Source organism: Liquorilactobacillus sucicola DSM 21376 = JCM 15457 (genome assembly GCF_000612445.1).
Classification (GTDB): Bacteria; Bacillota; Bacilli; order Lactobacillales; family Lactobacillaceae; genus Liquorilactobacillus; species Liquorilactobacillus sucicola.
In genome coordinates this window covers 116,414-141,698 of the sequence record NZ_BALC01000004.1, presented here as the reverse complement: position 1 = coordinate 141,698, position 25,285 = coordinate 116,414, and the positions used below count along the sequence as shown (strand labels likewise).

At 39.2% G+C, this 25,285-nt stretch carries 20 protein-coding genes and 1 other annotated feature; of the genes, 2 read left to right on the top strand and 18 right to left on the bottom strand.

Annotated elements, in window-relative coordinates; translation table 11 throughout:
* Positions 1-82: 82 nt before the first annotated feature.
* Entirely contained in the window at positions 83-988 is a 906-nt protein-coding gene (locus tag JCM15457_RS07835) for a proline iminopeptidase-family hydrolase (RefSeq protein ID WP_034989016.1), read from the top strand.
* Between the two features lie 334 nt (positions 989-1,322).
* A complete protein-coding gene (locus JCM15457_RS07830; RefSeq protein ID WP_034989015.1) occupies positions 1,323-1,709 on the top strand; it encodes a VOC family protein in 387 nt (128 codons plus the stop codon).
* 136 nt (positions 1,710-1,845) lie between these two features.
* Here the strand turns inward: JCM15457_RS07830 and JCM15457_RS07825 are convergent, their stop codons facing one another.
* The 18 genes from JCM15457_RS07825 to JCM15457_RS07740 form a co-directional block, all read right to left on the bottom strand.
* Positions 1,846-2,337, bottom strand: coding sequence for a QueT transporter family protein (locus JCM15457_RS07825; RefSeq protein ID WP_034989013.1), 492 nt, complete (start codon positions 2,335-2,337; stop codon positions 1,846-1,848).
* A gap of 213 nt (positions 2,338-2,550) precedes the next feature.
* Complete coding sequence (locus tag JCM15457_RS07820; RefSeq protein ID WP_235725632.1) at positions 2,551-2,967, bottom strand: GtrA family protein; 417 nt, start codon at positions 2,965-2,967, stop codon at positions 2,551-2,553.
* A gap of 292 nt (positions 2,968-3,259) precedes the next feature.
* The gene (locus JCM15457_RS07815) at positions 3,260-4,252 is read right to left on the bottom strand and encodes an aldo/keto reductase (protein WP_034989012.1); all 993 of its coding nucleotides are present in this window, start codon (positions 4,250-4,252) and stop codon (positions 3,260-3,262) included.
* A gap of 69 nt (positions 4,253-4,321) precedes the next feature.
* Entirely contained in the window at positions 4,322-5,137 is an 816-nt protein-coding gene (locus JCM15457_RS07810; RefSeq protein ID WP_034989010.1) for a Cof-type HAD-IIB family hydrolase, read from the bottom strand.
* Positions 5,138-5,178: 41 nt separating this feature from the next.
* Positions 5,179-5,901 carry a TerC family protein gene (locus JCM15457_RS07805; RefSeq protein WP_034989239.1) on the bottom strand — a complete coding sequence of 241 codons (723 nt, stop codon included), beginning with the start codon at positions 5,899-5,901 and terminating at the stop codon, positions 5,179-5,181.
* Positions 5,902-6,137: 236 nt separating this feature from the next.
* The gene (locus JCM15457_RS07800) at positions 6,138-6,557 is read right to left on the bottom strand and encodes a helix-turn-helix domain-containing protein (RefSeq protein ID WP_235725629.1); all 420 of its coding nucleotides are present in this window, start codon (positions 6,555-6,557) and stop codon (positions 6,138-6,140) included.
* Between the two features lie 109 nt (positions 6,558-6,666).
* Positions 6,667-10,422 (bottom strand): helicase-exonuclease AddAB subunit AddA, encoded by a 3,756-nt coding sequence (addA, locus tag JCM15457_RS07795; protein WP_034989008.1) that lies wholly within the window; start codon positions 10,420-10,422, stop codon positions 6,667-6,669.
* The gene (locus JCM15457_RS07790) at positions 10,412-13,999 is read right to left on the bottom strand and encodes a PD-(D/E)XK nuclease family protein (RefSeq protein ID WP_034989007.1); all 3,588 of its coding nucleotides are present in this window, start codon (positions 13,997-13,999) and stop codon (positions 10,412-10,414) included. Before JCM15457_RS07790 ends, addA begins: the two co-directional genes overlap by 11 nt.
* Positions 14,000-14,353: 354 nt before the next feature.
* Positions 14,354-15,670 carry a C1 family peptidase gene (locus tag JCM15457_RS07785; protein WP_034989006.1) on the bottom strand — a complete coding sequence of 439 codons (1,317 nt, stop codon included), beginning with the start codon at positions 15,668-15,670 and terminating at the stop codon, positions 14,354-14,356.
* A 93-nt stretch (positions 15,671-15,763) separates the two neighbouring features.
* On the bottom strand, positions 15,764-16,417 hold the full coding sequence (locus JCM15457_RS07780) for a carbonic anhydrase family protein (protein WP_034989005.1): 654 nt from the start codon (positions 16,415-16,417) through the stop codon (positions 15,764-15,766).
* 179 nt (positions 16,418-16,596) lie between these two features.
* Positions 16,597-17,571, bottom strand: coding sequence for a ribose-phosphate diphosphokinase (locus JCM15457_RS07775; protein WP_034989003.1), 975 nt, complete (start codon positions 17,569-17,571; stop codon positions 16,597-16,599).
* 143 nt (positions 17,572-17,714) lie between these two features.
* The gene (locus JCM15457_RS07770) at positions 17,715-18,962 is read right to left on the bottom strand and encodes a glutamate-5-semialdehyde dehydrogenase (RefSeq protein ID WP_034989001.1); all 1,248 of its coding nucleotides are present in this window, start codon (positions 18,960-18,962) and stop codon (positions 17,715-17,717) included.
* A 20-nt stretch (positions 18,963-18,982) separates the two neighbouring features.
* Complete coding sequence (proB, locus tag JCM15457_RS07765) at positions 18,983-19,789, bottom strand: glutamate 5-kinase (RefSeq protein ID WP_034988999.1); 807 nt, start codon at positions 19,787-19,789, stop codon at positions 18,983-18,985.
* A gap of 97 nt (positions 19,790-19,886) precedes the next feature.
* Complete coding sequence (locus JCM15457_RS07760) at positions 19,887-21,233, bottom strand: hemolysin family protein (RefSeq protein WP_034988998.1); 1,347 nt, start codon at positions 21,231-21,233, stop codon at positions 19,887-19,889.
* A gap of 529 nt (positions 21,234-21,762) precedes the next feature.
* Positions 21,763-22,581 (bottom strand): MetQ/NlpA family ABC transporter substrate-binding protein, encoded by an 819-nt coding sequence (locus JCM15457_RS07755; RefSeq protein WP_034988996.1) that lies wholly within the window; start codon positions 22,579-22,581, stop codon positions 21,763-21,765.
* 31 nt (positions 22,582-22,612) lie between these two features.
* Positions 22,613-23,299 (bottom strand): methionine ABC transporter permease, encoded by a 687-nt coding sequence (locus tag JCM15457_RS07750; protein ID WP_034988995.1) that lies wholly within the window; start codon positions 23,297-23,299, stop codon positions 22,613-22,615.
* Positions 23,292-24,335 (bottom strand): methionine ABC transporter ATP-binding protein, encoded by a 1,044-nt coding sequence (locus tag JCM15457_RS07745; RefSeq protein WP_034989238.1) that lies wholly within the window; start codon positions 24,333-24,335, stop codon positions 23,292-23,294. The genes JCM15457_RS07750 and JCM15457_RS07745 overlap by 8 nt, the downstream gene beginning before the upstream one ends.
* Positions 24,336-24,378: 43 nt before the next feature.
* Positions 24,379-24,608: a binding site (T-box leader), on the bottom strand.
* Between the two features lie 181 nt (positions 24,609-24,789).
* Positions 24,790-25,260 carry a hypothetical protein gene (locus tag JCM15457_RS07740; RefSeq protein WP_051993358.1) on the bottom strand — a complete coding sequence of 157 codons (471 nt, stop codon included), beginning with the start codon at positions 25,258-25,260 and terminating at the stop codon, positions 24,790-24,792.
* Positions 25,261-25,285 lie beyond the last annotated feature (25 nt).

Genomic DNA, 25,285 nt, shown 5'->3' with positions numbered 1-25,285 from the left:
GTTAATCTTTTCCAATTTATTCCGCTAAATCTTCTCAAAGTGCTATGATAAAATTATCTTTAAAGAAACTAGGTGTTTGATTATGAATCAAGGTACAACCATTCTTACTTTAGACAATGGTTATCATTTATGGACACATACAGAAGGACATGGCAACATTCAGTTGCTCTGTCTGCATGGAGGCCCAGGCGGGAATCATGAATACTATGAGAACTTCGCAGAAAAACTTGCAGATCTCGGTGTGCAAGTATCAATGTACGACCAACTCGGTTCATGGTACTCAGACCAGCCTGATTTCACAAAACAGGAAAATATTGATAAGTTCTTAAACATGGATTATTTCATTGATGAAGTGGAAGAAGTCCGCCAAAAACTCGGTTTGGATAACTTTTACCTTATCGGTCAATCGTGGGGTGGCATTCTAACACAGGAATATGCGCTTAAGTATCCTGACCACCTTAAGGGCATTATTATTTCCAGTATGACAGATAATATTGAAGAATACGTTGTTAATATCAATGCTATCCGTGAAAAAGAGTTCTCAGCTGATGAACTTCAATTCATGAAGAGCTGTGAAGCTAAAAATGACTATGCTAATGATAAGTATCAAAAACTGATTGATATCTTGAATCGTGGATATGTAGATCGTAAACAACCGCCAGCAATCTCGCATCTAACTGACACCGTAGCTACTCCTGTTTACAACTACTTCCAAGGAGATAACGAATTTGTTGTTACCGGCAAGATGCAGGGTTGGGACCGACGTCAGGATATTCATAAAATAAATGTGCCGACGTTAATTACTTACGGCGAGCATGAAACAATGCCTCTCGCTACTGCTAAAAGAATGGCACATGTAATTCCGCATGCACGTTTGGAAACAACTCCGAACGGCGGACATCATCATATGATCGATAACGCGCCTGTTTATTTCGCACATCTAAAGAAATTCTTGCAAGATGTCGAAAATGACACCTTTGCGGATTAATTCTGCATTAGTAGTAAAACATTTAAGTGTGCTGTAAGGCGGGGAACCTTGAGAGCTAATTCGAAATTGAACACAGCAAGTTTTTTACTGTGAGTAATTCAGAGCTAGCTGGGAATTTTTGACTTATAGGAATGCTTATTATACCTGATAAACACAAGGAGCTAGATCAAAATTAACTTGATCCAGCCCCTTGTGTTTTAAGTCGAAATATACGCATTACGTGTTCTAATAGAAAACAGTCCGTTTTCCCCGCTCAACACAGCTTAAAATGCGTTGCCACCCTAGATGCATGTTATAATTGCCCATGTTTGGTTACAAAAGGAGCTGACTATAATTGAATATTAAACGTATTGATCATATTGTTTTAACAGTTACCGATTTGCCGCGTGCTATTCGTTTCTACCACGAAGTATTCGACATGCCGATCATCAAAGAAAAGAATAGTGCCGAAGAAAAATGTGTCCGCTGCGGTCATCAGTTGATCGAGTTTCACCTTGACCATGAAAAAAAACCTTTGCTGCCGGCTGCCCCAACTGCTGGTTCCGCGGACTTATGCATCATAGCGGGTGATTCAATGGATCACATCATTAATCATTTGATCAGCTACTATGTTCCTATCTTAGCAGGTCCAATGAAAAGAATAGGTTCGGAGGGCGAGATGACTTCAATCTATATCAATGACTACGACCACAATCTACTTGAGATCTCAAGTTATAAGTAATTTTCAAACACAAACAAGGATCTGTGCAAAATCTCTGATTTTGCTACAGATCCTTAATTTTTTATTTTATTCCACAGTCGGCCTTCCTATCCGTTGAGAACTGCCAGGCGACCTCTACTATGTCTGTCTTATTGTCTTACTTAGTCAGGTCAATCCGCAAGCTGATGAGCCAAAAGACGCCTGCTCCAATGACCATCGAAATAAACTCGCCTACTGCAACCGTAAAATATGTTGCCCAAAAAGGAACATTGCTGACAAAAAACAATTCAAGTGCCACGCTCCATGTCAGCACTGTGCATGAAAGCACGCTGATTACCAGCTTGTGTGGCGTAGATTTAGCAAAACGACTCAATAAATAACTAACACCCGTCATCATTAATGTGCCTAATGAACCAAAAACCACATCGACAGCACCCAAACTTGACCACAAATTAGCAATAAAACACCCTAGGGTCAGTGCCCAAATATAGCGTTTGTTAAACACTGCCAAATTATTCAGCATCTCGGCCAGTCGCAGTTGAATCGGTCCAAAGCTCCAGGGCAGCAAAGCCACCGTAATCACGACATAAAGTGCTGCAACTAGGGCGCTTTTAAGCAGCCCCACTGTTTTAGCGTGGGTATTCTCCATTTCAAAGACCTCTTTCTAGTTTTTTTATTTTGGTGGGATTTTCGCGAACCACCATTGCAGGTTTTAGCTGTTACTTAGACAATAACTGTACTGTAACCGCTTCTGCTTGCACACCCATTGATTATAACAAAAAAAACTGCTGGAAAAAAGCAGCTTTCATGTCTAATTTAAAATCAGTTATTCCAAAAAAACACTTACCCAAAGTAAAAATAGCTATTCTTTTTTGAATGCCCAAAATCTTTGTCCCAGATAATTCAACCCCACAAAAAAAACTGTTCCGGCCAGCATTGCAATGTTATCTTGTGTCCCCTTAGGAAAGGTATTGAACAGGATTTTGATGACAGGCTGTGCAACACCGTAGGCTATTATGTAACAAATCGTAATATTTATCACAAAACGAAAAATAATTCGCTTATCCTTTGACTTATTTTGAAAGGTAAAGTATTTATTCAAAAAATAGCTCAAAATACTTCCAAATATATAATTAGAGGCTGAAGAAACCCAGTAATTAAAGTGGAACAGATTATAGAACAAAAACATGATTCCCATGCCAAAAGCAGTATTTGCAATACCAACTATGATAAATTTGAGCATTGTAATGTCGAAAAACTTTTTTAGTTTGTTTATCATTTTTTAGGTGTCCTTTCACTGATAATGTAGTGCTGTTTTTTTTTACAGATAGGCAATATCTCTTATTCATCAAACTATGATCTAATTCTTAGGCTCATTTATCATAGTAATCCCCCACGGTGTGCATCTTCAAAACCATCTTTTGTATTCTAGCATCTACCTTCACTTTTGTAAATTTACACAATGTTTTCTTACTCAGCCAAAAATAGCATGAAATCACGGCTCTTCTCTATTCCGCCGCAACCTCATACTATTTTACTTATGTCCGGTTAAGTTTTACACACTTGTTTGTTTAACTTTCTAAAATACTGTTGATATGTTCCAGTTCATCTGCAGTGAAATCTAAATTATCCACAGCCTCTAAGTTAGCGTCTAGATGTTCCAAACTAGTTGTCCCAATAATAACGCTCGCAACGACCTCATTGCGCAACAGCCAAGCCAATGCCAGTTGCGACAAAGTCTGCTTTCGTTCTTTTGCGAGCTCATTTAATTCGCGTATTTTAGCAAGTACCTTATCTTTGCCATTATCAAAAACTGCTTGGCTAGTGTGATGAATCTTAAAGGAATCGGGAATGCCATCTAAATAGCGGTCACTCAAAAGACCTTCTGCTAGCGGACCATATGCCACGATTCCTTTTTCTTCTTGTTTTAGTGTATTGAGTAAGCCGCTTTTTTCAACTTCGCGATTCAAGATGTTGTATGAAACCTGATTGACAGTAAAAGGTGTTCCTAATTCTTTGAAGATCTTACTGATCATCTTGGTCTGTTGAACATCAAAGTTAGAAATACCAATGTATAGTGCCTTTCCCTGACGTACAACATCATTCAAAGCCACCGCTGTTTCTTCCAGATCAGTATGTGGATCAAAGCGATGTGCATAATAAACGTCAACATAGTCTGTTCCTAATCTTCTCAAACTTTGGTCAATCGACTGTAGTATCGTTTTACGCGACAAAAAATGCCCATAAGGCCCTGGAATGGTACGGTAGCCCACCTTGGTCGTAATAACAAGTTCATCCCTATATGGTTTTAGTTCATCATGCAGAACATTGCCCAACAAAGTCTCAGCTGATCCTATTTCAGGAGCGCCATAATGATCTGCACAATCAAAACTGAAAATTCCCTTATTAAAAGCGTTTAAAATGACCTGTTTCCTATCATAGTACGGTGCAGCACTATCAAACCGCTTCCATAAACCTAAAGAAATAACTGGCAGACGCAACCCTGTGTTTCCGACCCGTCTATAAGGCAATGCTTCATACCTTTTTTCATTTGGAATAAACATATTACCAATCCTTTCATAGAATATTAGTCACTGCTTAGCTTCTAACTTCACTTATATAGTAACTGGTTATCACAAAATAAATTTCTCAATAACCTCGGCAACTGCGCTATGATTATTATCTTTTCTGGTGATGTAAGCAGCCTTTTTTTTGACAAAATCCTTGCCATTGCTGACACAAACACCCATACCGACTTTCTCTATCATTGGCAAATCGTTGCTATTGTCACCGATAGCAATAATTTCCGCTGGTCTTATCCCCAACTGCTGCCCTAACTGTAATGTTGCACTTCCCTTATCAGCAGACGGATCATTAAATTCAATATATCTATCTGAAGAAAAAGTGATATTCAAATCTTGACTTATATTCTGTTCCACGAACTTTCTGAGTTCAAGCCTCTCCTCAGCTGCCGGGACATAGAAAAGTATTTTGACTAACTCCTTATCTTGTAACTTATCGATCTCGTCCTCTTTCAAATCTATCCAACCATTGATCCTCCCCGTCAGATAATCAACCTCACTTTGATTCATGTTCCAAATATACAACTCGTGCAATGAATAAACGTGAACACAAAAATTATGTGCCACTCCAAGCTTGAATAACTGTCGAATTGTTTCAAACTTCATAGTGTTGACCCTTAAAAAGCGATTGTTTTTATTTTCAACTATCGCTCCTCCATTAAAAGAGATAACGTATTCATTTTTCTTTTGGAACAATCCAAGTTCACGCAGATTGTCCTGAACGGTCAGATAGTTGCGCCCTGTGTTAGGCACAAAATGGACACCTTTAGCAGCCGCTGCTTGAATAGCTTGGATATTTTCTGCAGTAATTCCTTTATCATCACTTAGAAGCGTCTCGTCTAAATCACAAGTTACCATTTTATACATATACGTCAGACCACCTTATCATTTTTCAATATTAATGATGCTTAACGCCGGATTCGATGCACAATAATCGTTGTCAAAATTGACAGAAAAACAATAATCGCAAAAACAGCCGCTGGAATTTCGATATCAATAGCTGGAATTGATAGGAAAAGCTTGACCGCAATTAAGGCGATCAATCCATAGGCCATGACCTCTAACTCTGGAACAAGTTCCATCAATCTAATAATAAATTCTGCAATTCCACGCATGCATAAGATTCCAATCATCCCACCTATCAGGACAATTACCGGATTGCTTGAAATCGCCAAAGATGCTAGCACTGAGTCTATCGAAAAAACAATATCCATCATTTCAATAGAGATAACAACTGACCAGAACAGTGGTAGCAGCCTTTTCTTATTTTTGCCCTTTTTTACGGGTGCTGGATGAGCAATACGATAAAAATGGTTAACAGATAAGTACATCAGATAACCAGCCCCCAGAACCTTGATTTCCCAAAAATTAATTAAATAGGTTCCTAGACCAATAATCAAGAAGCGAAAAAGATAAGCCCCCCACAGTCCATAAAACAATGATTTTTCTTGTTCTTTTTTAGTGGGAAGTGTCTGTGTCTGTGCTGCTAACACAATCGCATTATCCACCGAAAGCAAACATTCAATCAAGACCAGAGAAAGGATAATCATCCAATCACTGCCAGATTCGATCACACTTTTCCAATTTTCAACATCAAAAAAAGGCCCATATAACTTTGAAATGATACTCAACAAAAAGCTCCTCTCATTACGCTTTTATTAATTCATTTTATTCTACCATAGCCGTCATACAGATAAAACAACTTAATCGTATGGTGCTCGGAAATATTTGTTCCCTCTTTCGCAATTATTACAAATGCATATTTTTATAGATGTTGTGAACTTACGCCACCCACAGATTGATAATCAATCTAAAATTATTAAAATAATTGCACAACATTGATTGTTGCTAATTATCTATGCTTGGCTTAATGAAGAGGGAGAGTTACTTCACTGTCGTTATTATCCTCACTATCAGGTACTTCCAATGGATATTTTCCTCGCAGATAACTTTTAATCAAACCATAAATTACTTCGCGCTCTTGTCCATTTAAAATATGTCCTTCCATTGACAACTCTGTATTCATTGCAAAAAGATCCGATAAATCTCGGACACTGTAACTATTTCCTACTAAAAAATCAAGCGTAACACCGAAAAAGCGTGCCAACTTCAACACTTCAAGATAAGAAGGGGTATTGATCCCTCTTTCCCAGCTCCCGATCTGAGGGCCCGAATTGGGACGGTCAGTCAGATTATCACCGTTCATTTTGTTCAATTCCTCTGCTAGTTCTGCCAAAGTCAAATCGCGCCCTTTGCGCAAAGCTTTTAAACGTTCTGGAAACATCATTCCCCACCCCTTTTATATTAGAATACTACAAACTTTTGTTTTCTGTCTTAAAAAATCTGCTCGATTGCCTTTTCGATACCAGCCTTATCGCGGTTCTGGACAAATATATCTATACTTCGATTTGTTCACTGGTCTCTAAAAGATAGACATACTTATGTGTAACTTCTCGTCCCAAAATATTCCCTAGGGCTATGGCGTATAAATTCAGTTGTCCTTTATAACGTTCGATTATTTTTTGCTTTGCCCGCTCATCGCCTGGCAGCAAATAATCTGTTTTATAATCAAATAACTCTACTTTGTCGCTGTTAACCAGATAGCCATCTATGATTCCATGAATAAGAACATCTTGAGTTTTATCTCCAATATCCGTAAACAGCCTTTTAGCAGGCAGTAATAATGAAAAAGGTACCTCACGTTTGACGTGTTCTGGTTCCTGCAAGAGTTTGCTTCCTAGATCACTCTTAAAGAATTTCAGAATTTTGGTCTGGTCAACTGCTGCAGCTAATTCTGGTGTCAATAGTTTTTTGGCTGTCAATGAATCCACTAATGCTTGCAAACTATCCACTGTTGGCGATTCTGTGAGCGGCAATTCTTGGAGTACCAGATGTGTAGCTGTCCCAACCTGTGCACTGGTTATTTTTTGTTTGCGTTCAATAAAGTTCGGTAATGTGATTTCATTTTTAACATAACGTTTAGCTCTAATTTTTGCTTTTACCTCAAAATCAGGTTCTAGAAATTCCATTCTTTCTTGATCAGGATCATTAAATAAACGTTTAATCTCTGAAACGGCCTGATAAGCTGTCGTTTTCGTCAATTGAAGCGCTGGATATTGATATTCCAAAATATGCTGTGATTTTTTTACTTCCTCTTCAGTTACGGCATCCTCAATCTCCGGTTCCTTCGCTAGTTTTTTAAACCAGTCTTCATTGTCTTCTTGGAAAGTCTGTACTGTCTCTTCAAGCTTCTTTTTATTATAGAAAGAAATGCTAAAATCGGCTGAATTTTCTTCAAGTAATGGCAGCGACTGGGTTTTGTCAATTCCAAGTTCAGCACTGGAATCTTGCCGTCGCACAAGACACATTCCTATCCAATCCATAAAATCCTTAGTTTCTTGCCGTAATCGGCTATTCAAAACAGTTCCCTTGCTTTGAAACGCCCGCTTCCACTTTTCGATAACCGTCTGCTGATCAGTGCAGGCACCAACAATGTACAACCGTTGTTCAGCTCTCGTTAACGCTACATATAGGAGTCTCATCTGCTCAGCTGCCATTTTTTTCTGTCCATTATCCCGCGCAACAAGCTTGGGCAGCGTGTCTATCTTGACTCGCGTTTGCGGATTCATCCATGTGATTCCAACGCCCTCTTGCTCGTCCAGAATATAATCCTTGATCAAGGAACGCTCATTGAAACGATGAGTTGCATCCATTAAAAATACTAGAGGAAACTCTAACCCTTTACTACCATGTATTGTCATTACTTGAACAGCATCTTCATTTGTCTGTGCATTTGCCTCTGTCAGGTCACGTTTTTTCTGCTGCATTTTGTCAACAAAACGCAAAAATTGAAAAAGACCCTTAAAACTGGTTTTCTCATAGGCACTAGCACGTTCATATAAAGCATGCAGATTCGCCTGCCTTTGCGCTCCACCTGGCATCCCGCCCACATAGTCCAAAAAACCAGTCTCGTCATATATCTGCCAAATAAGCGCCGCCAATTCATTTTGCCGTGCAAGCGTTCTGAAACGTTCTAATTGATCTAAAAACTTAGCAATTTTTTCATACAAATCCAACGCGAAATTACTTGCCTTCTGTGGCATAAAATTCTGATAAAACTTCAAAACCGCTTGATAATAATCTCCTGTCCGATCATTGATCCGCAAAAAAGCTAATTGATTTTCCTTTAACCCAACTAACGGTGAGCGAAGCACACTGACCAGCGGAATATCCTGATAGGGATTATCGATTATTTTCAGAAAAGACTGCATAATCTGAATCTCGATCGTTTGAAAGTAGTTCTGCGCGTCATTTACAAAAACTGGAATCCCCAATTTCCTGAATTCTTCTGTAATAAGCAAGTTATTACTGCGCGTTGGAACCAAGAGAACAATATCGCGATATTGCAATTCTCGCTCAACACTATTTTTTCTATCAAAAACAACTGTCTTTTGTTCAATCAATTGCTTAATACGCTGCCCCGTCATGATAACTTGTCCTTGGGCCGCACTATCCACTGTGAAACTTTCATCAAAAGGCTCTTTTTCATCTTCTTTGGATGTTTTTTCTTTTTCTTCTGTTTCATACAGCAAGATCTCTGTCCTATGTGTTACTTCAGGGTAGTACTTAGCCCCAAAAATCAGTTTGGCATTTTGATCATAGTTCATCTCACCAACTTCTGTATCCATCAGCTGCGTAAAAACCAAATTTGTAAAATCCGTCACACTACTCATCGAACGGAAGTTTTCAGCCAAAATGATACGCTGTCCTTGAGTATTATTTCCAGCAGCGTATGCGTGGTACTTCTTCAAAAACAGCGTTGGATCTGCCAGTCTGAATCCATAAATCGACTGTTTAACATCTCCCACCATAAACATGTTCCCAGGATCTTTTTGAGCAATCGTTGTTAAAATTGTCTCCTGCAACTGATTAGTATCTTGGTACTCATCAATCAATATCTCATGATACCTGTTCTGCAGACTATGCAAAACTTGTTTCGACTCAACTGTATCTTGCGTTAGAATCGCTAATGTCAAGTGTTCAAGATCATTAAAATCTAAAATATGCCGTCGCCTTTTCTCTGCGGTAAATTCATCCATAAACTCAGTCACAACTTGACTCAATTTTTGGATTAAAGCTTCCGCATGGTTCAAGGCCGACATTGTTTCTGCCTCGCCCAAAGGAAAGTAACGCTCTGCAAGTTCCGCGATAGCTTTTTTAGCTAGTTCACGCAAATGCATGATTTCTTCTTTTGCTTGCTTTTGCTCGTCTTCCAACTGACTAAGTCGTGGAGCACGTTGCAATTTAAATGATTGTATCAGTTCTTTGACTGTATTCCATTTTTCCTTTTGATCCAATGCATCTAGTATCACCTGAATATTTGTTTGATCTTTCCGTAATTCAGCAGTAAATTTTTCAAATCCCTCATCTTCGGAAATCCTTTGCGCCATTTTCAATTCATTATTTGCTTGCCTCAACCGTGCAGCAGCTAGTGGCCTAACTTTTTCAAGGTAAACTCTGCTTGTGCTCAGATCATTGTTTTGAACCATATACTCGTCTGCTAGATGTTCTAACCATGCCTTCGGATCAGCTTTCGCATTAGCAAAGTCAAAAGTTCTGAGTACTAAATCTGTTAATCCATCATCACTGCGGTCATTGGAAAAATTCTGCGTCAGTTGTTCAAAAAGCACATCATCTTCACCGTAAAGGCGTTCGCGTAAATCAGACCAAACATCTTCAAGCAGTAACTCACGTTCTGTTTCATCTGTCAACAAGCGGAACAAAGGGTCAAGTTTGATAACATAATAATACTGCTCGATAACCCTTAAGCAGAAAGCATGTAGTGTACTTATATTCGCTGTTCCGAGCTTAGTAAGCTGTTCCACATACCATTTCTTTTGTGCGGGATCTCCGTGATTGATTTCAGCACGTAAGGTCGTTTGGATACGTTCATGCATTTCCTTCGCTGCAGCTTCCGTGAAGGTCACGACTAAAAGTTCATCAACACCGATTCCACGGTGCAGATGCTCAATTACCCGCTCAACTAATACCCTTGTTTTCCCTGAACCAGCAGATGCTGAAACTAAAATATTTTTACCTGTTTCGGTGATTGCCTTTTTTTGAGCTGGGGTATACTTAATCTTATTTGTCACTTATTTCAGCTCCTCTCTGCTCTTTTAGAGTCGTCAAAATTTCTAACGGCGTCATTGGTTCTAAACGATGATAATTATTTTCCGGTAGTAGTGCATCAAATTGAAAAATTGGCTTAAAGGGTGAATATTGCAGCGCTGAACGCCCATTTGGCCAAAGCACTGGGTTCAAAGCATTCTCTCCCGCAAAAATCTGATTTGCAGCTTGTCTGATTAATTCTTCATTGTGTTCCAAAAGGAGCAGCAACTCCTCATAAGTAACCAGTTGATGCTTTCTAGACTTAAACGAACCATCCTTGTTGCGTCTGAAAGGATAGACTGTCGATTCACCGTTTCCTTTCTCATTCAACTCTTGATCCAATTCCTCAAGCATTAGCGGATCAGCAACCAAAAGTCCATCATACTTGTTTTTCTTCAGCAACACTTCATCGAGCGGTTTCTTAACTGCTTCTTTGAGCTTAAGCTTAGGATTGTACAAATGCATATACAGTGCCCCCGCCGGTTGCACATTATCCTGAACGGTGCCCGCTGCAAGCAGATCTAAATTTTTCATCACCGCGTTTAAATATGTCAGCATTTGAAGAGCAAGGCCATAGTAAGCGTCTCTGAAATCAAAGACGTGCTCACTTGATTTGTAGTCGACTATTCCTAAGTAATTTTTACCTGCCGCATGCATATGGTCAATCCGATCGATTTTTCCGCGGACATTGACTTTTTTCCCATGCGGTAATTCAAATGTCAATGGTCGTAAACCGTCTTGCGCACCGACATGTCCAAACAAAACTTCAGTCTTCAATGGACGCATTCCTGTACGCTGTGACTGTTGGTGGATCGACCACCCAATCTGCTGGACAGTTGCAAGCAACTGTCTACTGAGATAGTCCATTCTATTGGAGCTGCTTAAAATCTGAAACTGCGGTAATTCTCTGATTTGCAGCAAAATTTTGTGCAACAGTTGATTAAGTTCGTTCCGCGAGGTCTCTGCGATTGTTTTTCCAGTCTGAGCAATCGCCTTCATCAGCGAATCAAGTGCCAGATGAAAAAACTCGCCCGTATTAGCGGCTGATAATTCAAAAACATCGCGCTCTTGTAGCCGTAATCCATATTTCAAAAAGTAGGCATATTGATTTGCATAAAATTCTTCCATCTTCGAAACCGAAGTACTGATCGTTTTTCCATACAATTGCTCTATAATTTCCGGTTGCAGCCTTTCTGGAATGTTTTTATACACGAGACTCGCAAACAGTTTTTGCGTGAGTGGCCTGAACTGAGCATCTCGCTGCAGCAATCTGTATATGTAATGCCAAAAAACCGGCAGCGTATTTTTCGCGGCATGTGCCTGCCTACTAATATTCAGAAGCTGAGTCAGCGTCGTTCGCTTAGTACCTATAAAATGGCTTGTTATTTGATGCGGAGTGTCTGCAAGCAATGGTTCTGTAGCAACCCTTTTGACTTTCAAACCAAACTGTTGTTGAATGTGTTCCAGATACCTAGATGGTTTAATGCCCACTTGCTCCTCACTACTGCTCGGATATGACAGATACAACCTCTCACTGCTACTCATGAATGCAAGATAATTAAGATATACCTCAGCTGCCATTTGATGATCGGTGGTTTCAGCCAAGTATTGTCCGTCCTGCAAAAAAGGCTCCATTTTTTTCCGATCTTCATCTGACAGAAGACTTTTTTGTGTAATATTATCCGGCATCACCATATCTGTTGAACCGATCATAAATGTTACTTTGCGGTCATTCATTTGAACCATTCCTGATTCTGAAATGATTACTTGATCAAGTGTGGAAGGCACCTGACTATACTCAGAACCTTCAAAACCACTTTGCAGAAGTTCTAGAAAATTTTCGCTGTCAAAATCAAAATCACCAAGTGCCAAAACATATTCATCCAATAATTGACAAAAAGTATCCCATGTTTGCTCAGGACGTGCAGCAGCCTCAATATTGCCTTTCTCCAATTCGACATCACGCCATTCAAGTAAACGTTGCGGGACCTGCTGTGCGTTTAAAAAGTTGAACAATAATGTCGCTGCTTCACGACCATTTTTGGCATTATCAAGTTTTTTGAAAAATGGCGCAATCTTTTCTTTTACAAAATGCCGTACCAAATTAACTTTTTGCGTTTTATCTCGTTCTTCATCGGTTTTTATCCCTGTATCCGTGTCCATAAAACGGTAATAGGTCCAATCATCATCTTGAAGCCAGCGGTTACCTTCAAAGCCGTATTTAAGTATCATATTTTCCGTTAGATCAAGTGCTTTTCTAAATGATTCAATAGCCATAGGCTTGCCGTTTACCTGCGGAATAAGCAGTTCTGTTTTTAACAGCCTCATCATATCATCATAACGATAGTAGCGTTTTTTGATTGCAAACAGTGCATTTATCAGTTCAACAAACGGATGATCATTCATTTTCTTTTGCAGATCCACAAAAGTTGGAATATCAAATTGTTCAAATACTGGGTGAATGATATTTTGGTAAAGATCTAGATGCCGAGTCATTATTATAAAATCGCAATAGTGATAACCCGCGGCGATTAGCTGCCTAATCCGTGTCGCCACCTCTCGGATTTCAACAAAACGGTTAGAAGCTTGAATAATTTGCAAACCTTGTTTATCTGAAATTCGCTGTGCTTTCATTGGTGTCATCTTAGTTGTCTCAATCCAATAGTCTTCCAAAGCCAGTAAGCTTTCATTTTGAATTCGCATTTTTGATGCGTACTTATCCACTAAAACTGGAATTTTGGCCTTTCTTGCCCCTTGATACAATTCAAAATATAATTTACCAGAACGATAAAAAAGGTCATGAAGTTCTGGTTGCTGATTGCTATAAGGTTTATCCAAAACCAATGCAATTCGTACATGCTGTGCATATCGAATAAGAGTTTCTACCAGACGTCGTTCACCCGCTGTCAACTGTGAAAAACCTGCAATGAAGAAATAACAATGACTCAAATCCTGTTTTGCCAAGTAACGGCTCATTTCATCCAAAAGATCAGCACTTTCGTTGTATTTTCCTAGAGTGGCTTGTTCAAACGCCTGATAAATGATTCGTAAATCATGGGCCTTGGCCCGCAAATCAGCTGCAGTGTCCCCAGCCTTCTCTAACGAAGCGGTAATAGTCGCTAAATCATCGCTTGCAACACACCCAGCACGAAGTTCTGATAATTGGCTGACTAGCTGACTTACAAAACCAATCTGAGTCTGTTCGCCCTTGAAGACTGTCAGTTCATCTTGATGCTGCTGCAGGATATTCTGAACTATCATATTCAATCCCGCTTGAGACAAGCGAGGAATCTGATAAAAGGCAGTGTTTTTAAGAAAAAACCATGCCAGACGTGTGAAAGAAAAAACTTGGACATCAGTCTGAGCGAAAAGCGGTTCTTCTGGCTGTTCCAAAGATTGCAAAATTTTTAAAGCTCTGACTTCTGATGCAAATTTAATATGATTAGGAACCAGATAGAAAAAGTTTCCCCGCGGATCTTTTTTCTTTAATTCTGCAATTTCTCTTACTAGCTCCTCTTGATGATCCCGCGAAGCTTTGCCTAAAATGAACCCTAGACTCATATTATTTCCTCCCAGCTTTCTTTTCCTACCTGTTATTTTACCATCTTATGACCAAGATCAGAAAAATCACCCCTTAAACATCCGAAAAAAGCCAGGAGATACAACCATAATTGTCAGTCTCTGATCATTATTTACTAATTATAGATCTAACTATCAGAGATCCGCCCTCAAGCGGAAAAAGTGGCTCTTACATAAATCAGCCAAGCCTGAACACTAATCCGAAGTTGGATGGAAAACGTTGGGCCTAAACTCGTTACAGAAGAAAAAATAGGACTAGATCAAGATTTTACTTTTGACCCAGTCCTCGCTAGTTGCATACCGCGTACTATTAACCTTTTGAAAAAATCTTAGACACTAGGCCAGCGAATCCCATGGTTCCAACATAATTTTTTCTTTTGTCAAGATTTTTTCTTGCTCGCTTCCCAGATACCTCTTATTAACGATCACTTCATAAACGTAATCATCAAACCAAGCATCACTCATGATAAAATACCCTTTAGCTCCATTTTTCTCGCCCCAACTGTTTTCAACCTTCCATTTAGTTGAATTTCCGTCTACAATATCTACACCAGTCAGTGTCATTGCATGCGAAACGCTGCCTTCATGTGTTCGCAGCCGATCTGCCTTAGACAACTTCAAATCAATACTGAACAAATCGTCTTTTTTGTAAAATTCCGTATCCAAAATGCCCTGTTTACGATCCATATCCTTTAAGACATCATTGCCAAACCAGACTGTTTCACCATCTTTCATTTGTGCGATTGCTGCCTTCTTTAAAGCCTGAATATCTGTGTTCACAAGTGCAATCTTTTGCCCGTTAAAAATGTAATCCTGACTATCCAGCCCGTAAAGCTGATCCAATTCATGATCAGGTGCATTCGTTAAACAAACATAATCACTCCACTGACGTGCAACATATTTTCCATAAAATTTTTGGGGTGTTAGGTTACGATCAAGATGATAATCTTTTTTATCATCTTGATATTCAAAATCAAATTCAACTGGTGGTTCACCAAAAACATAAACCAGCATGCGATAAACTTGGTTGAGATATTCTTTCTTAACTTTATTTACTTCTATCTCTGTTGCACCCTTACTAATTAACTTGCGTAAGGCCAAACCGTCTTTACGTAATTTTAAAGTTAAAGTTTCACTGAACTCATTTGTATTTTCACTATTGTAGGTCTCCGGCATAACAGCCTGTGGAACCACACCATATTTGGCAATCAAAGCTGCCGCGTTAGCCCATTGACCGCCATCGCTGTCGGGACCAGCAAAAAGATACTCAACATGGCGCTCTGTAAACGGCAGTTCTGCTGTTTCAATCACTGTCTCATAGAACTTATTTGCCTTTTCAAGTCGATCATAAAATGAGTTATAATTCTGTGAAAACTGAAAATCCTTCACGTTATACTTTTTGGCGAACTCGTGTCTTAGTGTATTGAGAGTCGCGAAAAGCCAACAGCGTCCACTTCTTTTTTGGTTAGTGACCTTTCCGGTCTCCAAATCAAGCGAAAAAACTCGATTTAGATTTCGTTTGGCAACATAATTTTCGCTTGCAGCGTTTACTCCATTTTTTTGAACTGCTCGTGCAATAACTTTAGCTGAAGGCGTGTCCTCCAACTCTGTTCTAAAAGACGCCAGATCATTCATCGTGATATCTCTTTCCATATAGCTCTTCGCTCCCTACTCTCATCATTTTAAAATCCAAACGTTCCAATTTCTCATATTCCCATATTATCACACACTTACATATGTCAGCAGTTAAAATTCTGACCTATATAGAATGATCTTTCGACCCGACTTTCTTTGTGTTTCGCGCGCGTTGCCATTAAAGCTTTCTTGCAAAGCTTTCAGCTGCATTATAGAAACGACTAACGGTTGCTGCAAGACCCACCATTCGACCCCCCGACTCAATGGTGGAGTTGTCAGTGAGCCCAAATAATTATAAGCATTTTGTTTATTCTCCGTAATCAGCTTATTCATCGGCAGACGATATTCAAACGCCTGCTTCTCTCCATCTCTCAGGTTATCCTTCTCATAAAAAGGCTGTAGAATAGAGTTGTCTTGCCCTAACTCGACAAAAAGAGCAACAACTAATGGCTGTCCGATATTATTTTGATGAACGAAGTGCCATTCCATTGGATAAACTTTCCCGTCTAAGATATGTTCAGCAGGAATATGGAAATGCAGCTGCTGAAATTCAAATTCGTTTCCTTTCAGTTTCATTCTGCCTCTGCCATTAAATTGTAAATTATTGCCCTTACTGATCACACTTTCAAAAACATAATCTGTCAAAAAAACTAATGGTGTTTGATTAATATTTTTTTGTTCGACTTGTTTTGTCTCAATATCAATCGGTGATTGCCACGCTGATGGAATAAACTCCCATTTTTCTTGCTGTTGATAATCTAACATGCTGTGATGACCTCTTTCCCTTATAAAATCATCTTATATTATCAACAAACGGCATCCCCAATTCAAATTCTCTGCTCTAAAAAAGATGCCCCACATCGTGAAATTCGACGTACTGGCATCCTTTTCTAAATTTATAACTGCTTTATGGTTAACATAGAAAGATAATTCACTCTATCCAACTAAACAGTGTGTTTTTTATTAAACAATGCATCAACTGAACGATTATTGAAAATCAAATCAATAGCCTTCGCAAAGGTTGGTGCAACAGACAAAACTTTTAGCTTAGCAATTTTCTTTGACTTAGGAACCTCAATCGTATCAGTAACAACGATTTCTGTATAAGCAGAATTTTGCAATTGTTCAACAGCACCCTTAGAAAAAATTGGATGCGTGGCACAGGCATAAACATCAGTTGCTCCTGCATTTTTCAATGAACGAACGGCATCGATCATTTTTTCCCCAGTATCAATCAAATCATCAAAAACAATGCAGCGTCTGCCCTTCACATCACCGATGATTGTCAGATCCTCATTGCCGTGGTTTGATCTACCTTCTCTTTTATCAACGATTGCAAGCGGAGCCTTCAAAAGCGTTGCTAAATTGCGTGCAATTTTCACACCATTATGGTCTGGCGCAACTATGACCACATCATTTGTAATACCTTTCTTAACAAAATATTCAGCCTGAACAAAAATTGCAAGCAGATGATCTACTGGAATATTGAAAAATCCTTGCAGTTGACCAGCATGCAGATCCATCGTCACAACACGGTCCGCACCCACAAGTTCCAAAAAATTAGCAATCAATTTGGCGGTAATGGGTTCACGTGGACGTGCCTTTCTGTCTGCACGCGCATAGCCGTAATATGGAATCACCAGATTTATCGTGCCTGCACTTGAACGACGTAAAGCATCTATCATAATCATCAATTCCATAAAGTTTTCATTGACTGGATCGGAAATTGACTGGATGACAAATACATCATCCCCACGAATACTTTCGTTAATGCTGATTTGGATCTCACCATCACTAAAATGATTGACTGACGCTTTACTCAAGGAAACTCCGAGTTCCTGTGCAACTTTATCTGCCAATTCCTGATTAGAATTCAAAGCAAACAACTTCAAAGATGCTTCTGCCTGTTTTTCGCTCATAACTGCCTCCAATTTAGAATGTCTTCTTAATTATTATAATAAACTCTTTTCCGGAATACTATCACTTTATTCATTATCTTGCTTTTTCTCTCATCCTTTAGAATAAAGGGCACTCAGATTACTACAATAATGTACAAAAACTGCTATTTTCTGATCTGCCCTTGGCCGCGAACAACATACTTAGTTGTTGTCAGCTCCTCAAGTCCCATTGGCCCACGTGCATGCAGTTTTTGCGTTGAAATACCAATTTCAGCGCCAAAACCATATTCAAATCCATCCGTAAACCTCGTCGACGCGTTGACGTAAACTGCTGCCGCATCAATGCGATCAAGAAATTGTTCACTTCTCTGATAATTGTTCGTTACGATCGTTTCAGAATGTTTTGTATTGTATTTATTGATATGTTCAATTGCATCATCCACTGAGTCAACAATTTTAATCGCTAAAATATAGTCATTGTATTCTGTATACCAATCTTCTTCAGTTGCAGGTTTTATTGCTGCACCAAGTATTTGCTGGGCTTTTTTATCGCCCCTTAGCTCAACATGATATGGTTTTAGTTTTTCAGCAATGTAAGGCAGATATTCATCGGCCACATCTTTATGCAGCAATAATTTTTCCATAGCGTTGCATACGGCCGGCCGCTGACATTTCGCATTGACAACAATATCAGCCGCCATTTTTTTATCACTATCGGCATCTACATAAACATGACAGTTTCCTGCACCAGTCTCAATCACTGGGACCTTAGCTTTATTAACTACAGCCTTAATAAGACGTGCGCTACCTCTTGGAATCAAAACATCTAAATAACCAGTCAATTCCATAAAGCGTGCGGCTGTTTCATGCGATGTGTCTTCAATAATCTGAATTGCATTGGCATCGAGACCATTGTCTTTCAAAACTGCACGCAGAATTTCTGCTAGTTTCAAATTAGAATGTAAGGCTTCTTTGCCGCCACGCAGAATTACTGCATTGCTAGACTTAAAACACAACGCCGCCGCATCAACAGTCACATTAGGACGTGCTTCATAAATAATACCAATAACCCCTAACGGCACACGTCGTTTAGCAATACTTAGACCGGCCGCATTGACCCATGCCTTATCGACATTACCAATGGGATCGGGTAATTGTGCGACTTGGTTCAAGCCTTCAGCGATTGCTTTAATTCTTTCTTTTGTTAAAGTCAGCCTATCAACAAAATTAGTTGCCAACTTTTCTGTATTCTCCAGATCCTTTTGATTGGCATCTAAGATTTCAGCACTCTTTTCATTTAGTGCTTGCGCCATTGATTTTAATATGCTGTTTTTTTGCGCTGTCTCCAATTGACCTAACTGATAAGCCGCCCTTTGCGCCTGCTTACCTAGTTCAACTATATTAGATGGCATGGGCTCCACTCCTCTAATAATTATTTTTGTATTTGAAACAATGTTCCCAATGGATCACCTTGTAGCAACTTAAAGATAATAGATGGATTTTCTCCGCTCGCTAAGATCATCGATTTATTGGCCTGCAGCATCTTTTGAGCTGCTTTTAGCTTGGTAACCATACCGCCAGTTCCAAGTTTAGTTCCCTGACCGCCCGCTTTTTCAAACGTCTCTTCGTCAATCCGATTAATACTAGGTATCAAAACCGCATCATTAAATTTACGTGGATTTTTATCAAAGAAACCCTTAATATCTGATAACATAATCAGCAAGTCTGCATCCGTCATTGTTGCTACGATCGCTGACAACTGATCATTATCGCCAAATTTTGTATGGTGATCCAGCTCATCAACTGCAACAGTATCATTTTCATTCACAACTGGGATGATATTAAGCCGTAGCAAATTCTCAAAAGTATTCAAAACATTTTGATGGCTTGTCGGATAGTCAACTACATCATGTGTCAGCAAAATCTGTCCGATTTTTTGACCATAAACAGCAAACCGCCGCTGATAAACAGTCATCAATTGTGTCTGTCCTACCGCAGCTATCGCTTGCTGCTGTGGGATCGAGCTAGGACGCTCGTCTATTCCAAGCAATCCCAGCCCTACTCCAATCGCTCCTGATGAAACAAGGATGACTTCCTTGCCCTCATTAACTAATCCACTAAGTGTATAACACAACTGATCGATCGCCTTTAAATTCAATTTACCATTTGTATGTGTCAATGTGCTCGTCCCAACCTTGACAACAATCCGCGCAGATTTGAGCTGGCGTTTTTCCACCATTTTCAACTTCCTCCATCAAATTTAGCTCTTAATTTATATCACTTAATAATACAATTCATTAAATGTTCTGTACACTTTTAAGTTTTTAGTTTTGCTTTTATTTATTATTTTGTTCTTTCTCGTTGGCTTCACTGTGTCTGGTTACTTCAAGCCACTCAATATAGTTTCGATTAAACTCGGTGATCTTTAAATCAAATTGTCCGATTGTGATCACATCCCCGCGTTTAACTTTATAATTTTCCAGCAAATAACCAGCTATCGTGACACTCTCGGCCTCATCAAAGCTGCGGTTTTTGACTCTGAAGAAACGCTCAAAATCATAAAGTGTGGTTTTACCGGAAATGCGGTAGACATTAGCACCCGTTTTGATGATATATTCACTCGAAACATCATCTATTTCATCCTTAACAACCCCAAATAACTCTTCATAAATATCTTTATCAGTAACGATTCCGCTTGTGCCCCCATATTCGTCTAAAATAACCACTATTGGTGTCTGCTTTTTGATCATCTGCTGCAACAGGCCTTGAATCGGAGTTACTTCTGGAGCCGTAATAATCGTCCGCAGTAACTTGCTGACTAAAATAGAATCGTCTATCCTTGCCTGACGAATCAAATCATAAATATAAACATAACCTAGAATCTTATCTTTGTCATTGTTCGCCACCACAGGAAAACGACTGAACCCGTCTCTAAGATAGTAGTTGATGACAGTCTTTACCGAATCAGTTATATCGACTACTTCTAAGCTTGTTCGATCAACCATAATATCCTTGGCGACTTTATCATTAAAGTCGAATGCCCGCTGCATATAGAGCAAATCGTTTTTGTCTAAATTACCACCTGTAACTGCATTTCTTGATAAACGCAGGATCTCCGCTTGAGTCAAAACGTCGTTGCTCTCATTGGCTGGTGGCAAGCCAAATAATTTAATGATCCCCATCGCTGAAATATTTAACAGCCACACAAACGGATAAAAGAGGATATGAAAATAATGCAGTGGAGTAACTACCAACATTAGCATTTTCATTGGCATATCAATACTTAGATTTTTAGGAACAATCTCAGTTAGCACGACCTCCAAATAAGTCAGCAGCAAAACCCCTAAAACCGCGCCAACTGCATGCAATGCACTAGTACTCAGCGGAGTTATTTTCAAAGCATCAACAAGCAGTAATTCAATTGTTCCTTCACCAATCCAGCCCAAGATAATACCAGAAAGAGTCACTCCGACCTGTGTTGTTGATAAGTATTCATTTAATTCCTGCACCATCTTAAGTGCGGTTTTTAATTTACGTTTGTTCCCTTGATCTGCATCAAGCGCACTTTCTAAAGCACTTTTACGTGTTTGAACTAACGCAAATTCTGCTGCCACAAAGAAAGCCGCAAAATAAAAAACAATTAACATTATGATCAAATTGATTACTAACTGATCATTTGTCAAAAACAATTCCCCATTTCTTTCTACCATCTGTTCTATGAGTACATCATATCATTTTTTTCTTTTCAAATGTTGGTCGATATTGGCAAAGAATCTTATATTTTTGCTTTACTACCAGTATATACACTTCAAAAAGCAAAAAACAGGAGCTGGGTCAAAAGTTAAATTTTAACCCAGCTCCTAAACACGGCCTCAAGGGTCCTCAATCTTAAATCATATTTGTGCGTAGAAAGTAAAGGATGTCTTTTTAAAATACGGGCTCGAAGTCCCAGGAGCCATGGTCGACCTTAGCTTCACTTTCAGTGTAAAACAAAAAGTTCTGATATTAACTGATTTTCATCAATTAATACCAGAACTAATCTTAGATTGTTTATTTATTTCATATAAACGTGTTCTATTGAGCTTTCCCTTTTAGCTGCAAGATCACTTATATTCAAAATTCAGGCTATCTATAATTTGCAGTTAATGCCTCTGAGTCTACGACTATCGGCACACTACCGTTTTTGTTTACTTTATTAAAGTTTTAGCCTGTCTACTTAACCGGCAACACGCCGCCCTTATACTTATTCTTGATCCAATTCTGTGTTGATTTAGATTGCAGAGCTTTCATCAGCTTTTTAATAGCAGGCTTGTTCTTATCGCCCTTTCTGACAGCTATAATGTTGGCATACGGTGATGAAGACTTTTCAAGTGCGATCGTATCCTTAGCAGGATTCAAGCCGGCCTGAACAGCATAGTTAGCATTAATAACAACTGCATCGCCTTCATTATTCTTGTAAAACTGTGTCATCAGTTTTGCTTCATAAGTGTGTTTAAAGTTCAAATGCTTTTTGTTTGTTTGGATATCATCAAAGTTTGCAGTTGTAATCTTAGTGCCCTTTTTCAATGTGATAAGACCTGCATCTTTGAAAATCGTCAAAATTCGACCATAGTCAGCAACATTGCTGCTGACCAAAACAGTTGCTCCGTCCTTCAGATCCTTCAGATTCTTAACTTTCTTGGAATAAACTCCGATTGGTTCCAAGTGAACAGCTCCTGCTGAAACCAAACTACCATTATTTTTCTTGTTCCAATTATCCAAGAATGGAATGTGTTGGAAATAGTTAGCATCCAATTCCTTGTTAGCTAACGCCTTATTGGGCATAATATAATCTTGGAAAACTTTTACTTTAAGATTAACGCCCTCCTTTTTCAGTTGCGGCTGAACATGCTTTAAAATCTCAGCATGTGGAACTGACGAAGCCCCAACCGTAATCGTTGTATTTTTTTCTGATGAAGATGCCTTGCCACATCCAACCAATAATAAAGCCGAAGCAGCTAATGCAAATAGCCCTGCTAATTTTTTATTCATCTAAAATCACTCCTATATTTTATTAATACTTTTAACGTTTGTCTAAATGACGCACAGCGAAATCACCTAAAAATTGAAAAGCAAAAACAATCAAAACAATGATAATTGTCGCTGTAAATGTAATTGCATTATTGTAAGCTTGGAAACCATCTGTATAAGCTAATTGTCCTAATCCACCTGCTCCAATTGCTCCAGCCATCGCAGTGTAGCTAATCAAGGAAATAGCTGTCACTGTAATACCTGAAGTCAAAGCCGGCATGCTTTCTGGAATCAGTACTTTATAGATGAGCTGCCATTTGTTTGCCCCCATTGATTCTGCCGCCTCGATAACTCCACCGTCAACTTCGTGGAATGCCAATTCAACCAACCGTGCGTAAAAAGGAGCTGCTGAAAAGATAAGCGAAGGCAGTGCTGCTTTGGGCCCAATCTGCGTACCTACCAAAGTCTGTGTCACAGGCAATAATAGTACAATCAAAATAATAAAAGGAATTGAGCGGAAAACATTAACAAATAATGCAACAAGTGCGTTCAATCCACGAACGATTAAGTTATTGCTTCCAGTCGTTTCATACAAAAGAAGTCCTAGCAAAATACCAAAGATTGCAACTAAGACTACTGAAACAACAGTTATCCAAAGAGTTTCCCAAGTTGCGCCCCACATATTGCCCCAGTTAACATTACTGAATTTAAAATACGTGCTTAAGCCCTGATTATTCATGGTTATACACCTCCGTTTCAACTCTCATAGTATTAAGGAACTTAAGTGCTTCCCTAATGTCTTCTTCGCTTCCTACGAGTTGAACGAAGAGGCTGCCGATCGACCCCGATGAATCCTGCAACTGTCGTACTGATCCTTGAAGAATACTCAATTGCAGATCTGGAAATTGATGGAGCATCTCTGACACGATTGGCATTTTAACCTGATCACCGTGAAATTTCAATTGTAACAGCTGTCCTTCTGGATATTTCTGCAACAACTCACCAATAACAGGTTTGACATCCTCATTCGGACCCGTATCAGTCTCAACGTTCACAAATTTCCGAGTCAATTCCTGTTCTGGGTGCGTAAAGACTTTTGCTACAGTACCTTCTTCTATCACACGCCCATCTTCCATGACTGCGACCTTATCAGCCAAACGGCGAATAACATGCATCTCATGGGTGATGATAACGATCGTCAGCCTCAGCTTCTGCTTAATACTTGCAAGTAAATCGAGCACCTCATCCGTCGTCTGCGGGTCTAGCGCACTCGTTGCCTCATCGGAGATCAATATCGCAGGATCATTCGCCAAGGCACGTGCAATTCCCACTCGTTGTTTTTGTCCCCCAGACAACTGTGCAGGATAAGCATCGATCCTATCGCTTAATCCTACGAGTTCTGCCAGATGCTTAGCTTTCTCTACCCGCTCGGCCTTGCTCATCTTACCAAGTTCTAAGGGGAACATTATGTTTTCCAAAACTGTTCTTGACCATAACAGGTTGAAATGCTGAAAAATCATACCGATTTTCCGACGCTGTTCACGTAACTGATTCTTCGATAAATTATCATTACTTTTACCATCAATCAACAATTCGCCGCTTGTTGGAGTTTCTAGCCCGTTCATCATCCTAACCAACGTGCTTTTACCTGCTCCAGAGAAACCGATAATGCCAAAAACTTCATCTGTGTTTATTTTCAAAGAAACATCTTGTACGGCCGGGACTCTTCCCGACTTTGTCTGATATATCTTTGAAACATTCTTAAACTCAATCACAAAATCCCCACCTTGTTTGGAATAAAAAAGGCCCTCATCCATCTTTAAGGACGAGAGTCTCGCGGTACCACCTTTTTTCATCACCAGCTTATACTGACGATCTCAACAGCTATTAAAAGCCGATGGTTATACCGTAAACCCACGGATTATCAGTTTGACAACCAACAATCGAACTCCAAGCTCATTTTCATTTTCCTGCCCATCCCTTTTTTCACCTAACGAGGGTCTCTATAACATGTTTGGAAAAATTACTTTTCTCTTCAACGTTCATTAAATTATCTTTAATTATTAAGTTCTCATTAATTCTAATTTTAATTTTATTATTTGTCAATAAAATATCTCTATAAACGCTGCAACTCTCACAGTGTATTACAGCGGACTTTATAGCTGTTAGTTATTTATCATAATTTGCCGGTTATTTCAAAGCTACCGCTGATTATCCTGCTGCTTTGCCTCAATCTTCGCTTTTTCCTTTTCTATTTTCGGCAATCAGATTCAACTGTTCATTGATACCATGCACCAAGGCTTGGTCAATCTGCTCGAATGCAGTAAGATAATCCGCCACAGTTCCAAAAGAGTCAATCCTCAAACCGGAAGCATTGACATCTGCCGCTTCTACAATCAAATTCACGATCACAGCAGTTTCTTCATCATTTTCAAAAAAATTATCAACACGATTGCTGTTAGCAAACGGTAAATTGATGATTCCACTTTCCAACGAAACAATCACTTCTTCATCTTCAAAGAGAAGTGGTTGACTAACCCGTGCTAATTTGTTTTGTTCTAAAAATTGTCGAAATTGCTCAAAAAGATGATTAAGAACTTGCATGCTAACTGCTTTCTTTATGGTCAAAGTTTCCAAAGCTGCTGTTCGAAAGTCACTATTCTCAATCTTTTCTACAAAGGTCTCAACCTTTATCTTCATCACACCAACTCCAAAAATAAATTGT

Excerpts from the sequence above, each read along its gene's own strand:
- JCM15457_RS07825 (WP_034989013.1), bottom strand. The coding sequence starts at position 2,337 with ATGGAGAATACCCACGCTAAAACAGTGGGGCTGCTTAAAAGCGCCCTA.
- JCM15457_RS07755 (WP_034988996.1), bottom strand. The coding sequence starts at position 22,581 with ATGAATAAAAAATTAGCAGGGCTATTTGCATTAGCTGCTTCGGCTTTA.
- JCM15457_RS07810 (WP_034989010.1), bottom strand. The coding sequence starts at position 5,137 with ATGTATAAAATGGTAACTTGTGATTTAGACGAGACGCTTCTAAGTGAT.
- JCM15457_RS07750 (WP_034988995.1), bottom strand. The coding sequence starts at position 23,299 with ATGAATAATCAGGGCTTAAGCACGTATTTTAAATTCAGTAATGTTAAC.
- JCM15457_RS07800 (WP_235725629.1), bottom strand. The coding sequence starts at position 6,557 with ATGATGTTTCCAGAACGTTTAAAAGCTTTGCGCAAAGGGCGCGATTTG.
- proB (WP_034988999.1), bottom strand. The coding sequence starts at position 19,789 with ATGGTGGAAAAACGCCAGCTCAAATCTGCGCGGATTGTTGTCAAGGTT.
- JCM15457_RS07780 (WP_034989005.1), bottom strand. The coding sequence starts at position 16,417 with ATGTTAGATTATCAACAGCAAGAAAAATGGGAGTTTATTCCATCAGCG.
- JCM15457_RS07820 (WP_235725632.1), bottom strand. The coding sequence starts at position 2,967 with ATGATAAACAAACTAAAAAAGTTTTTCGACATTACAATGCTCAAATTT.
- JCM15457_RS07815 (WP_034989012.1), bottom strand. The coding sequence starts at position 4,252 with ATGTTTATTCCAAATGAAAAAAGGTATGAAGCATTGCCTTATAGACGG.
- JCM15457_RS07790 (WP_034989007.1), bottom strand. The coding sequence starts at position 13,999 with ATGAGTCTAGGGTTCATTTTAGGCAAAGCTTCGCGGGATCATCAAGAG.
- JCM15457_RS07835 (WP_034989016.1), top strand. The coding sequence starts at position 83 with ATGAATCAAGGTACAACCATTCTTACTTTAGACAATGGTTATCATTTA.
- JCM15457_RS07740 (WP_051993358.1), bottom strand. The coding sequence starts at position 25,260 with ATGAAGATAAAGGTTGAGACCTTTGTAGAAAAGATTGAGAATAGTGAC.
- JCM15457_RS07785 (WP_034989006.1), bottom strand. The coding sequence starts at position 15,670 with ATGGAAAGAGATATCACGATGAATGATCTGGCGTCTTTTAGAACAGAG.
- JCM15457_RS07770 (WP_034989001.1), bottom strand. The coding sequence starts at position 18,962 with ATGCCATCTAATATAGTTGAACTAGGTAAGCAGGCGCAAAGGGCGGCT.
- JCM15457_RS07775 (WP_034989003.1), bottom strand. The coding sequence starts at position 17,571 with ATGAGCGAAAAACAGGCAGAAGCATCTTTGAAGTTGTTTGCTTTGAAT.